This window comes from Nocardia sp. GP40 (assembly GCF_050434125.1).
GTDB classification, from domain to species: domain Bacteria; phylum Actinomycetota; class Actinomycetes; order Mycobacteriales; family Mycobacteriaceae; genus Nocardia; species Nocardia albiluteola.
In genome coordinates, this window is sequence record NZ_JBNPVW010000018.1 from 49,781 (window position 1) to 61,961 (window position 12,181).

Below are 12,181 nucleotides of genomic sequence, written 5' to 3' on the forward strand. Positions count from 1 at the left end.
CACGGTACCTCATGTGTCCCGCGAAGAACCCTGCCCGACAATCGATTACGCGGCCTGCTACCCGCCCCTGTCCGTGCCTCGATCGTGGCGCATCACAGCCCCTCGACCAGCAGATTCATAGCCGCCCGGGCGACGCGTCATCGCCCTCGCGGTGTGGAGTGGGCACACGTCGACGAATGTTTCGATCAGGCGCGGCGGCCCGCGGACTCGGCCGCTTTCTCCAGGACCAGCAGGGTCCCGAGGGCGTCCCGGGGATCGACGGGGACCGGTGTGCCGTCGAGGAGCGCGTCGGCCATGCCGCGATAGAACGCGGGATAGTCGCCGGGCTCGGTCGGGATTCGGCGCGTATCCTCGTCCGTCCCGAGCCGGCCCCAGCTCTCGGGATCAACTGCGCCCCAGGGCTTTCCATCGCCCGGACGACGGCCCTCGCGGAGGTCCGCCTCCTGGGGATCGAGACCGTGCACGACGTAGGCGCTTTCGGATCCGAGGACACGAAATCGCGGGCCCGCCTGGCCGCTGACGGCGCTCATCCACAGATGCGACCGGACGCCGGACGCGTGGGTGAGGGCTACGAAGGCGTCGTCGTCGGCCAGCACTCCGGCCCGGCGGCGATCCAGTTCGCAGTACACGTCGCTGATCGGGCCGAACAGCGTCAGCGCCTGGTCCACCAGATGGCTGCCGAGGTCGTACAGATACCCGGCGCCCTCGGCGGCCCCGCCCACCTCGCGCCACCCGCCCTTGACCGCCGGCCGCCACCGCTCGAACCGGGATTCGAACCGCTGCACCTCGCCCAGACGACCACCGTCGACCAGACTGCGGACGGTGCGAAAATCGCTGTCCCAGCGCCGATTCTGGAAGACCGACACCATCACCCCGCGCCGGTCGGCCGCGGCGATCACCTCCCTGGCCTCCGCGGAGGTCACGGTGAACGGCTTGTCCACCACGACCGGAATCCCGGCCTCGATCGACCGCAACGCGATCGAGGCGTGACTGCGATTGGGCGTGGCGACCACGATCAGATCGATTCCGGACGGATCTGCGAACAGCTCGTCCACACCTGCGAGCACCCGAACGCCCGGATGTTCGCCGCGGGCCTGCTCGGCCCGCTCGGGCGAGGATGTCACCACGACGGCCACCCGCATCCGGGGCTCCGCGGCGATCAGCGGCGCGTGGAACACCGCCCCGGCCAGCCCATAACCCACCACTGCGACGCCCAGCTGCGACATCTCAACCCTCTCCCTCGAACGACCGTTGCCGGCCGAGCGGCCCGTCTCGGAACCCATACCGCCGCCCCGTCGATCCCCACCGGGAGCCCCGGCCTGGTGAGTACATACGATCGGACCGCCCCACGGCAAGCACATCGGCCGTGCGGACCGGGCGGCCACCCGGGTGCGCTATGGTTCCGATGTCTCGTCGTGACCGCCGGAACAACCGTCCTCAGGAGTGCCCATGCCCGGGATCTCCGGAATTGCCCGCGTCCTCGGCGTCCTGACCGGGGTCGCCGCCCTGGCCCTGGCCGCCGTGTCGGCGCCGCCCGCAGCGTCCGCCGCGCCGATTCCCCGGTTCGCTCACATCGTGCTGGTGATGTTCGAGAACCGCGGGTACGACAGCATCATCGGCGGGTCCCAGGCTCCCTACTTCAACCAGCTCGCCGCCACGGGCGCACTGTTCACCGACTCACATGCCCTCACCCACCCCAGCCAGCCGAACTACATCGGGCTGTTCTCCGGAAATACGCAGGGCGTCACGAACGACAGCTGTCCGCACACCTTCAACGGAGTGGACAACCTTGGCGCCCAGCTGAATTCGTCCGGCCACTCCTTCATCGGATACGCCGAATCGATGCCCGGCCCCGGGTACACCGGGTGCACGGGCAGCAACGGCCGATACGCCCGAAAACACAACGGCTGGGTGAATTTCGGCACCGTCCCCCCGGGTGCCAATCAGCCCTTCTCGGCCTTTCCGGCTGATTACTCACGACTTCCGACGGTCGCATTCGTCAGCCCGGACATGTGCAACGACATGCACGACTGCCCAGTACCCACCGGCGATACGTGGTTGCGAAACGCCATGGGCCGCTACGCCGATTGGGCGCGGGCGAACAACAGCCTGCTGGTGGTGACCTTCGACGAGGACGAGGGCACCGGTGCCAATCACATCCCGACCATCGTCGCCGGCGCCGGTGTCACCCCCGGCCGGTACGCCGAACACATCGACCACTACTCGGTGCTGCGCACCATCGAGGATGCCTACGGCCTGCCGCCGCTCGGCGGGGCGGCACGCGCGACCCCGATCACGGACATCTGGCGTTAGCCCGGGGCGAGCACCGGGCCGAACCACGTACAGCGCAACAACTTTCAGCGCCCCGCGACCGGGTATCGCAGGTGCAGCGCCCGCCGCCCCTGGACGACCACCGGATCGCCGAGGAGCTGTCTCCTGCGCCGCGGCGATCGCGGCCTCGACGCTCTCGACGAACGTCGTGCGCGGCCACCGCCCGGCGGCGTTCTCCGTCCGGGAGTCCCGAATTCATCGCCGGACCGGGAAACGGTCACGAAATCGAGACCCGGCGGTGCAATCGCCGTCGCCGACCGGCGAATACAATGTGCTGTACAGTAGCCCCTCTCTCATTGGTGAGACATATGCGCTTCGATGAGCCGGTGACAGCGTGATCACCGTACTGACCTGTCGCGGAGCGGCCGAACCGCTCACAAGTCCCAACATGCTCACGAACGTCACCGATCAGTTGGACACCTCGTTGTACGTTGTCGGGCAGGACATTCCGTACCCGGCATCGGTGGGCCCCTTCAATGCCGACCACAACCCGGCCGGACCGTCCGAGGAGCAATCGATCGCCACGGGGCTACCGCTGGTGGCCGCGGCGATCCGAGCGACCCCGAATCTGGTCGGGCTGCTGGGCTACAGCCTGGGCGCGGAACTGGTCAGCCGGTTCCTCGAGCTGAAAGCGCAAGGGCAGTACCAGGATTGCGAGCTCGCCTGGGCCGCGGTGGTGGCGAATCCGAACCGCGCTCCGGGCGAATCGATCGACGCGGATTCCGCCGGCGAGGGCATCAACGGCCCACATGCCGCCTGGCCCACGGGCATTCCCGTCTTCACCGCGGCCAACCCCATGGACGGCATCACCAGTTGCCCCCCGAGGTCTCCCCTGCGCGATCTGGCTACGGGCGTCTCGCCCTTCACCTTCGCGACCCTGGACTGGACCCCCGAGCTGGCGGCGAGCCTGCTCGAAGGCGAGTGGCCCACGGCCGATTACTCCCCCGGACAGCTGATCGAGGCCGGAAGACTGGTCTACGGCTACCTTTTCGGCGGGCAACACACCACCGCCTACATCGACGGCGGCTACCTCGACCGGCTTGCCACCATACTCAACCAGCAAGCCTGAAAGACGGCCGCCCGGCAGATCGACATGATCGACGCGAGGTCGTGCCGGTGCGGGGCGACGTCGCCGACTCGACGCCGGTTCAGCCCCGAGTGCGGTCATCACTTCCCCTCGATTGTCCGGCGTCGCCGAAAACGCCTGGTGGATCCTGTTGACCCAGCACGACCCCATTCCTATTATATTCAATAGGAATGGGAGCTGGCAGGAGGCCGATATGACCGGCACGATCGAGACGCACACCCCCGCCGTCACCGAATTCGCCTACTCGGCCGGTTTCGGCAACGAGCACAGCACCGAAGCGGTGCCCGGCGCCCTGCCGGTGGGGCGCAACTCGCCGCAGCGCGCCCCGCTGGGGCTCTACGCGGAGCAGCACTCCGCGACGGCCTTCACCGAACCCCGCGCGCACAACCGCCGCAGCTGGGTCTACCGGATCCGCCCGTCCGCGGCGCATCCGCCATTCGTACCGATCGACTCCGGCTCGCTGCGCAGCGCGCCGTTGCGCGACGCGGTGGCCGACCCGAACCGGTTGCGGTGGGGCCCGCTGCCGCTGCCGCAGGCACCGACCGACTTCATCGACGGGCTCTACACCATGGGCGCCAACGGAAATGTGCTCGAGCGCACCGGGATCGGCATTCACCTGTACGCAGCCTCGAAGTCCATGACCGACCGCTACTTCGTCGACGCGGACGGCGAGCTGCTGCTGGTCCCCGAAATCGGCGCACTGGTCCTGCATACGGAATACGGTCGGCTGCACGTGATTCCGGGCGAGATCGCGGTGATCGGCCGGGGCGTGCGATTCCGGGTGGAGCTGCTCGACGAGGTGGCACGCGGCTACGTATGCGAGAACTACGGCCACCACTTCGTCCTGCCCGAGCTCGGCCCGATCGGCGCGAACGGCCTGGCCAACGCGCGCGACTTCCTGTATCCCATTGCGGCGTACGAGGATCGGGAGGAGACCGTGCAGGTGGTGCAGAAGTTCGGCGGGCGCCTGTGGGCCGCCGACTACGACCACTCCCCCCTGGACGTCGTCGCCTGGCACGGCAATCACGCTGTCTACAAGTACAATACGGCCCGGTTCAACGTCATGGGCACGGTCACCTACGACCATCCCGATCCCTCCATCTACACCGTGCTCACCTCCCCCTCGGACACCCCGGGGCAGGCCAACGCCGACTTCGTGATCTTCGCGCCGCGCTGGCTGGTCAGCGAGGACACCTTCCGGCCACCGTGGTACCACCGCAACGTGATGTCCGAATTCATGGGCCTGGTCCACGGCGTGTACGACGCCAAGGCCGAGGGCTTCCTGCCGGGCGGGGCGAGCCTGCACAACATGTGGTCCGCGCACGGCCCCGACGCGGACACGTACGCCAAGGCCAGCACCCAGGAGCTGACACCCCAGAAGGTCACCGACACACTGGCTTTCATGTTCGAGACCCGCTGGCCCGTGGTCGTCACCGATTTCGCCCGCACCGCAACGCATCTGCAGCCCGGCTACGACGCGGTCTGGCAGGGCGTGCGCCGGGGCTTCAACGGATGACCGGTCCCACCCTGACGCCCGCCGCCGCGAGTCTCGATCGTGAGCTGCCGCTGTGGTATCAGGTCGCCCAGCACCTGCGCACCACGATCTTCGGCCGCGGGCCCGGCGATCCCGACCGCCTGCCCACCGAGGACGAGCTCGCGGCGCACTATGGCGTCAGCGTGGTGACCATGCGCCGGGCGCTCAAGGCGCTCGACGAGGAGGGCATCATCGAGCGCCGGCGCCGCCACGGGACCTTCGTCACGGACCGGGCCCGCGCACCCCGGCCGCCGCTCACCGTGCTCGGCACCGTGGATACCGTTGTGGTGCAGCAGGTCTCACTGGAGGTGGAAGTGGTCACGCGGGAGGAAGTGGCGGTGCCGCCCGAGCTGGCCGCCCACTTCCCGGGGGCCGATCGGCTGGTGCACTTCCGGCGGTTACGGAGCGAACACGGCGAACCGATCAGCTGCGCGGACAACTGGATCCTGCCCGAGCACGCGGCCGCGATCACCGACGAGGACCTGCGCGCAGTCCCGATGACGCAGGCGCTGCGCGAGCGGGCGGGGGTGCGGATCGAGCGGATCGAGAACGACGTCGAGGCCCGCCTTGCCACCCCGGAGCTGGCCGGGCTGCTCGGTGTCGCGCTGCTGAGCCCGATCCTGTTGTGTACCTGCGTCGTTCATGATGAGAGCGGCCGGGTGGTGGACACCGCCCGCATCCATTATCGCGGCGATCGGTTCAAATATTCGGTCATCATCCGGGCCGACCACTGAATTCCGGAACGAATGACCTACAGCGGGAATCGCGCGTGCTCGGCGGCGACGGTCACCCATCGGGTGTTCGAGAACGACTCCATCACCCAGCGTCCCCCGAACCGCCCGTACCCCGACGCCCCGGCCCCGCGAACGGCGCCTGCGGCTCGTCCGCGACATGTTCCTATCGATCATCGAGCCGCGAGGCGAATGTTCCCAGAATGCGTCCCACGACCTCGCCGAACCCGATCCTGGAGTCCCCCGGTCCCGGCGCCGTCGCGGTGATGACGACCTCGTCGCCGTCCTCGAGGAAGGTGCGAATCGTCCCGTCCGACAGGGTGATCGGCTCCTTGCCGCCCCACGACAGCTCCAGCAGCGAGCCGCGCTGCTCCCGCTCCGGACCACTCACGGTGCCCGAGGCGTAGAAGTCACCGGTGCGCACCGACGCGCCGTTGATCGTCATGTGGGCGAGCATCTGCGCGGGGGTCCAATACATGCTCGAAAAGGGTGGCCGCGATACCGATTCCCCGTTGAGCCGCACCTCCAGGCTCAGGTCCAGGCCCCAATTCTCCGAATCCTGTAGGTACGGGAGCAATTCGCGGTCCCGGGGCGGCGGCGCGACCCGGGCATGTTCGAGGGCCTCGAGGGGGACGATCCACGGGGAGACCGACGTGGCAAAGGATTTCGCCAGGAACGGACCCAGCGGGACATACTCCCAGGCCTGCAGATCGCGCGCGGACCAGTCGTTCACCAGGCACACCCCGAAGACGTGCTCGGCGAAATCCCGCTGTGCCACCGGAGTTCCCCACCGCGAGGGGGTGCCGACCACGAAGCCCACCTCGGCCTCGATGTCCAGGCGCTGGGACGGACCGAAGACAGGTTCCGGATCGGCGGGCGTCTTGCGCTGCCCCTGTGGCCGCGCGATCGGCGTCTGCGACACCACGATGGTGCCGGAGCGGCCGTGGTAGCCGATCGGAAGATGCTTCCAGTTCGGGGTCAGCGGCTCGGTGTCCGGGCGGAAGATCCTCCCGACATTGGACGCATGGTGTTCGCTGGCATAGAAATCGACGTAGTCGCCCACGGCGATGGGCAGCAGCAACCGCACGTCGGCCAGGCGATGCAGCGCGGGCCGCACGACGCCGGCGTGCCGCACATCGGTGAGCAGTTCGACGATCCGGGAGCGCACCTCGTGCCAGCGGGTGCGTCCCTGCGCGAGAAACGCGTTCAGGGTCGGTTCGGCAAACACCTTGTCGCCCAGGACCGCGGCGAGGCCCACGACCGCATCGCCGATCCGCACGCCTGCGCGGGGTTCTCCCCCGGCCGGAGCAAACACGCCGTAGGGCAGGTTGGCGACGCCGAACGGTGAGTCGCTCGGCACATCCAGCCAGGTCATTCAGCCTCCTTCACAGCGGCCGCGCGGAGCCCGCCCGCGGCGCCGGTTCGTCATCCCCGTGGGGCCTGTCGATCAATCCGAGCTCGACCAGGTCGGCGACCGGATCGGCGATACTGCACGTTCCGAACGATACGAACGACGAGCGCGCGGCCAGGAGCCGTTGTTCACCGGCCTTGCGCAGCCACCGCACCAGCGCATCGCCCGAGCGCTCGCCGAGAATGCCGGTGAGCTCATCGATGTCCTCGCCGGAGCGAGCGGCGTCGGTGGCCAGCAGCACATTGACGAAGCCGTGCTGTTCCAGCTCCCCGTCGCGATGCCGGACGGCATGATGCAGCCCGGCAGTGCATTTGAAGGGCACTCGGCGTCGCACCGCGCCGTGAATCGCCTCGGCCAGTTCGCGTTCGCTCGGATGCGCCTCCGGAACGACACCTCCGGTTCGGAATTTGGCGCGGAATCCGCTACCCGGCAAGGCATTCAGGATGGCCTCCCGGCGCTCGTCGCGGGGGACCTCGAGGTATCGCGCGACCTGCGATCCCAGTCCAGCTGCGGCCGTGGCGAGTTCGGCGAACGTGCACCCCTGCGGCAGTGCGACCTCGACGGATTCCAGTCCGATACCGGATAATTCGGAGAGCGCCGCGATGGCCGGTTCCAGCCCCGCGGGCCCCTGCGGCAGGGTCAGGCTGATGGCCAGCCGCTCGTGGGGCACTCCGGGCAGCCCGCCGATATGGGCGGCCGAGAGTACGAACGAGCCCACCAGCGCCGAGTACCACGCGCGGTGGTGTGTGGGATGCGCGGCGAGCGCTTCGGCCAGAGGCAGGTTGCCGGGTGGGAAGATCGCGGCATCGTCGCATATCGAGTCGAAGACTGCCTCGTACGGCATCTGTCCACCTCCTTACTCACGTGCGGAGATTTCACACCGGAACGCTTCCCGGTCACCTTACTGACTCGGCTGCGGCAGATTCTTGGGATGCGGCAGGGTGCAGTTGGACATCTTGGGATCGACGCCGGTGTAGTTGAGCGGACCGGCAATCACGTTCAACGCGATGGTGCCGAAATCGGCGCAGTTCTCGGTCATGTGGGTGAAGTATCCGCGCTGCCCCGCCGCGAACGTACCGATGATCAGCCAGGCGAAGACCAGCAGGGAGAACAATCGAGAGATCACAACGGCTCCTGTTCCGCAGTGTAGAAGCAGTCGGTCACCTCTGAATCATACGTGGCGCCAGGCCGATACGGCGGTACGCGCCGAATGCTCAGCGGCCCTCGCCAGCGGCGAGGGCGGCATCGAGCAGGGCCCGCGCCGCGTCCTGGGCGTCGGCGCAGCAGGCGCCGTCGGCGTCGATCTGGGCGATCATCGTCGCGCCCTCGACCAGCAGCAGCAACTGCCGGGCCAAGGGGGCGGGCGTCGGCGCGCCCGCCTCAGCGAGCAGCCGCTCGAGCAGGTCCCGATATCGCTGCAGATGCCCCCGGGTGACCTCGCGCGCGGAGTGGCCGCCCCGGCTGTCCACGGCGTAATTGCCCACCGGGCACCCACCGTAGCGCTGGGTGGCAAACGACCGCGTCAGCAGATCGAACAGGGCGAAGACGCGCGCCCGCCCGGCAGGAATCGCCGCCAGCTCCTGCTCGAGCCACGCGTGCGTGCGATCGCTGCGCTCGCGCACGACCGCCGCGGCCAGGCCCTCCTTGGACTCGAAATGCCGGTAGATCGTGAGCTGCGAGGCGTTCGCGGCCGTCGCGATCTCGCGCATGCCGACCGCGGCGACGCTGCGCTCGTAGAACAGCCGCGAGGCCACCTCGAGGACGCGGGCGCGGGTGGCCTCGGGATCGATGGTTTCCCCGGCACGGACCGGCATGATGTCACCTCACTTCCACGGGGCCCGTTCGAGACTACGGGCTGCCCCATAGTTGAACGATAGCGTCCGGCGGCGACATCACGCTCGAACCGCTCAGCGTGCGGCCGTCGCCTCGCCGATTCCGGAGGCGGTCCGCTCCCGCCGGTCTTCGCCCGGCCTGCCGGTCCACCAGGCCAGCAGGCACGCCGTGAGCGCCAGGGCCGCGGCGATCGGCAGCACGTATACCGCACCGGCGGCGGCGATGACGATCGCGCCGAGCACACTGGCGGCGAAGTTGCCGAGGTAGGCCACGGATCCGTTGAGCGAGATCACCAGCGGCGCACCACCCTTCGGTGCGTGGGCGATGATGCGATGCGCCTGCGGCCCGATCACCGAGTAACTTACCACCCCGCTCAGCGCGTGCATGATCGCCACTGCCACAAAGCTTTCCCGCACGACCAGCATCACCAGGAAGACGACCGCGATGCCGAGGGTGGCGCCGATGACGACGAGCCGCGGGTCGTACCGGTCCGCCAGCCGCCCGGCGGTGAGATTGCCTGCGGTGGCTGCGATTCCGAAGATCATCAGCAACAGTGCGAGCCTGCCCTGGTCGCCGCCGGTCGCGTGCGCGAAGACCGCGCTCATATAGGTGAAGGGCAGGAAGATGCCAACGAATGCCAGCAGCGTGACGACGAGGATCTTCAGCACCCGCCGATCGGTCAGCGGCGTCAGCCGCTCGCGCAGCGTCGCACTCTGTTCGAGCCGGATGACCGGCAGCAACACGCCGATCGCGATCGCGACGACCCCCGCGACGGCGGTGATGAACCAGATCGCCGCATGCCACCCCCAGGCCCTGCCCACGAGCGTGCCCAGCGGCGCACCCAGCACCAGCGAGAGCGTCGACCCGGCGGTCACCATCGCGATGGCGCTCCCGCGACGCCGCTCGGGCGCAAGGTGCGCGGCCGTCGCCACCGCACTCGCGGCGAACATCGCCGCTCCCGCGGCCGCCACCACCCGCGACGCGAGCACGAGCCCGTACTCCCCCGCCAACGCCGTCACCGCGTTACCGGCGCCGAGCAGCACCAACCCCGTAACGAGCACCCGCCGCCGCGGCCACCGCCCGGTGACGGTGGCCAGCATCGGCGAGGACACCGCATACACCAGCGCGAACACACTCACCAGCTGCCCGGCCGCCGACACCCCCACATGCAACGTCCGCCCTATCTCCGGCAACAGCCCCACAATGACGAACCCGTCGGTCCCGACTGCAAACGCCCCCAGCGTCAGCAACGCCGTCCGCGCCCGCCACCCCTGCCCCGGGGCCCCGATCTCCCTGTTGTCCATTCAGCTTCCGTCCGTAGAGCTCACGAACCGGCCCCCGCGGCCGGGCAGATCAGATGGTATCGATCGTTACCATCTAGGTCAATCGCGAGCTATACGGCCACGGCCACCTGCTCACGCGGGATGAACGCAACTCCCCGACGCGAAATTCGTATGCGTAATCCACTGGAGCGGGCCAGAATTCGGGCGACCACCAGTGCGGCCAGCGCCGATACCGCGCCGCAGGCGAACAAACCCGTTCGGGGGCCGTATCTTTCGGTGACCCAGCCGACTATCGGGCCGCCGATGGGGGTGCCGCCGGTGAAGACCATCATGTAGAGGGACATCACGCGGCCACGCATCATCGGCTCGGTGGCCAGCTGGACCATCGAATTACTCAAGGTGTTGAAGGTGAGGCCGAGCAGGCCGACGATGGTGAGCATCGCGGCGAACAGCCAGTACTCGGGAGCGAAGGCGGTCACCGCCTCGAGTACGCCGAAGGCGACCGCGGCGAGTACCAGCATCCGCAGGCGCACCCGGCTGCGGCGCGAGGCCAGTAGCGCGCCCACCAGCGAGCCCGCGGCCAGTGCGGTGTTCAGCAGTCCGTATCGCCCGGCGTCGACACGGAAGACGTGGTAGGCGAATCCCGACAGCACCGTGGCGAAGTTGAATCCGAAGGTACCGATGAAGCCGACAAGCACGATCGGCCAGATCAGTTGCGGGCGTTCGCTCACGTAGCGCAGTCCCTCGCGCAGCTGCCCTTTCTCCCTGGGCACGCGCGGCAACGGCTTCAGCTCCGCGGGGCGCATCGCCAGCAGCCCGCCGATCACGGCCACGAAGGAGAGGGCGTTGATCGCGAACGCCCAGCCCGAACCGACCGCGGCGATCACCGCACCGGCCACCGCGGGCCCGATCAGCCGGGCGGTCTGGAAGCTCGCCGAGTTCAGGCTGACCGCGTTGCGCAGCTGCGCGTGGCCCACCACCTCCGCGACGAACGTCTGCCGGGTCGGATTGTCCACCACCGTAACCATTCCCAGCAGCAGGGCCAGCAGGCATACCTGCCACACCTGGGCGTGCCCGGTGAGCGCGAGCACCGCGAGCACGGCGGCGAGCACACCCATCGTCGCCTGGGTAATGATCAGCAGCTGCCGCTTGGGGAATCGATCCGCGATGAGCCCGCCGTACAGGCCGAACAGCAGCATCGGCAGGAACTGCATGGCGGTGGTGATGCCGACCGCGAAGGCGCTACCGGTGAGGGTCAGTACCAGCCAGTCCTGGGCGATGCGCTGCATCCAGGTGCCGGTATTGGAAATCACTTGGCCCGCAAAGTAATAGCGATAGTTGCGGACGCGGAGCGAGGCGAACATGCCGATCCGGTCGGAGGACGGCGGCACTCGCTCGGTGCTGGTTTCGGTCAGATCGTGGTCGTCGGTCAGGTCCTTCTCGTCGTGGGTTGTCGTCACCGTCACTGCGTGCCTCTCCGGGCACGGCGTGCTCCACGTGCGGCGCGGAAGACTCGTCAGCTCATAGCCGTGCAAGCCTTTCCAGCACCGGCGCGGCGGAACGTAGCCGCGCCCACTCCTCCTCGGTCAGCCCCCGGGCCAGGTCCGCCAGCCAGGCGTCCCGCAGCCGCCGGCTCTCCGCCAGAATCCGCGCCGCCGGTTCGGTGGCCGTAACGATCACCTGCCGGCGGTCCTGTGGGTGTGGTTCGCGCCGGACCAGGCCCTTCTCCTCCAGCAGCACGATGATCCTGGTCATCGACGGCGGCTGGACCTGCTCCTTACGGGCCAGCTCCCCGGGGGTAGCCGGACCGGTGCGCGCGAGTATCCCGAGTACCTGCATCTCCGCCGAACTCAGCGACCGCTCCACCTGCTGATGCCGCAGGCGGCGTGCGAGCCGCATGACCGCCCCGCGAAGCGCGGTCACGGCGGCGAGATCGTCCTCGGAGGTCAACTCAACCACGATTGTTTAGTT

12 protein-coding genes are annotated in these 12,181 nt (G+C 68.5%); 4 read left to right on the forward strand and 8 right to left on the reverse strand.

From position 1 onward, the window contains the following. Positions 1-185: 185 nt before the first annotated feature. Entirely contained in the window at positions 186-1,226 is a 1,041-nt protein-coding gene (locus ABH933_RS38705; RefSeq protein WP_429419482.1) for a Gfo/Idh/MocA family protein, read from the reverse strand. A 223-nt stretch (positions 1,227-1,449) separates the two neighbouring features. Between ABH933_RS38705 and ABH933_RS38710 the strand changes: the two genes are divergently transcribed. The 4 genes from ABH933_RS38710 to ABH933_RS38725 all read left to right on the forward strand — a co-directional run bounded on the left by ABH933_RS38710 (position 1,450) and on the right by ABH933_RS38725 (position 5,686). Then, positions 1,450-2,313 carry an alkaline phosphatase family protein gene (locus ABH933_RS38710; RefSeq protein ID WP_429419480.1) on the forward strand — a complete coding sequence of 288 codons (864 nt, stop codon included), beginning with the start codon at positions 1,450-1,452 and terminating at the stop codon, positions 2,311-2,313. Between the two features lie 406 nt (positions 2,314-2,719). Further along, positions 2,720-3,400 (forward strand): PE-PPE domain-containing protein, encoded by a 681-nt coding sequence (locus ABH933_RS38715; protein ID WP_429419478.1) that lies wholly within the window; start codon positions 2,720-2,722, stop codon positions 3,398-3,400. A gap of 211 nt (positions 3,401-3,611) precedes the next feature. Further along, entirely contained in the window at positions 3,612-4,934 is a 1,323-nt protein-coding gene (hmgA, locus tag ABH933_RS38720) for a homogentisate 1,2-dioxygenase (RefSeq protein ID WP_429419476.1), read from the forward strand. Further along, positions 4,931-5,686, forward strand: coding sequence for a GntR family transcriptional regulator (locus ABH933_RS38725; RefSeq protein WP_429419473.1), 756 nt, complete (start codon positions 4,931-4,933; stop codon positions 5,684-5,686). Before hmgA ends, ABH933_RS38725 begins: the two co-directional genes overlap by 4 nt. Positions 5,687-5,849: 163 nt before the next feature. On the opposite strand, the gene fahA is transcribed toward ABH933_RS38725, so the two are convergent. The 7 genes from fahA to ABH933_RS38760 all read right to left on the reverse strand — a co-directional run bounded on the left by fahA (position 5,850) and on the right by ABH933_RS38760 (position 12,169). Then, positions 5,850-7,058 carry a fumarylacetoacetase gene (gene fahA / locus ABH933_RS38730; RefSeq protein ID WP_429419471.1) on the reverse strand — a complete coding sequence of 403 codons (1,209 nt, stop codon included), beginning with the start codon at positions 7,056-7,058 and terminating at the stop codon, positions 5,850-5,852. Positions 7,059-7,068: 10 nt separating this feature from the next. Then, positions 7,069-7,938 (reverse strand): hypothetical protein, encoded by an 870-nt coding sequence (locus ABH933_RS38735; protein ID WP_429419469.1) that lies wholly within the window; start codon positions 7,936-7,938, stop codon positions 7,069-7,071. 57 nt (positions 7,939-7,995) lie between these two features. Next, positions 7,996-8,217 (reverse strand): hypothetical protein, encoded by a 222-nt coding sequence (locus tag ABH933_RS38740; RefSeq protein WP_215917363.1) that lies wholly within the window; start codon positions 8,215-8,217, stop codon positions 7,996-7,998. Positions 8,218-8,308: 91 nt separating this feature from the next. Next, on the reverse strand, positions 8,309-8,908 hold the full coding sequence (locus ABH933_RS38745) for a TetR/AcrR family transcriptional regulator (RefSeq protein WP_429419467.1): 600 nt from the start codon (positions 8,906-8,908) through the stop codon (positions 8,309-8,311). Between the two features lie 93 nt (positions 8,909-9,001). Then, positions 9,002-10,231 (reverse strand): MFS transporter, encoded by a 1,230-nt coding sequence (locus tag ABH933_RS38750; protein ID WP_429419465.1) that lies wholly within the window; start codon positions 10,229-10,231, stop codon positions 9,002-9,004. Between the two features lie 89 nt (positions 10,232-10,320). Continuing rightward, positions 10,321-11,676 carry an MFS transporter gene (locus ABH933_RS38755; protein WP_429419463.1) on the reverse strand — a complete coding sequence of 452 codons (1,356 nt, stop codon included), beginning with the start codon at positions 11,674-11,676 and terminating at the stop codon, positions 10,321-10,323. Between the two features lie 55 nt (positions 11,677-11,731). Then, positions 11,732-12,169: a MarR family winged helix-turn-helix transcriptional regulator gene (locus tag ABH933_RS38760; RefSeq protein WP_215917036.1), complete on the reverse strand. Its 438-nt coding sequence runs from the start codon at positions 12,167-12,169 to the stop codon at positions 11,732-11,734. Positions 12,170-12,181: the final 12 nt, after the last annotated feature.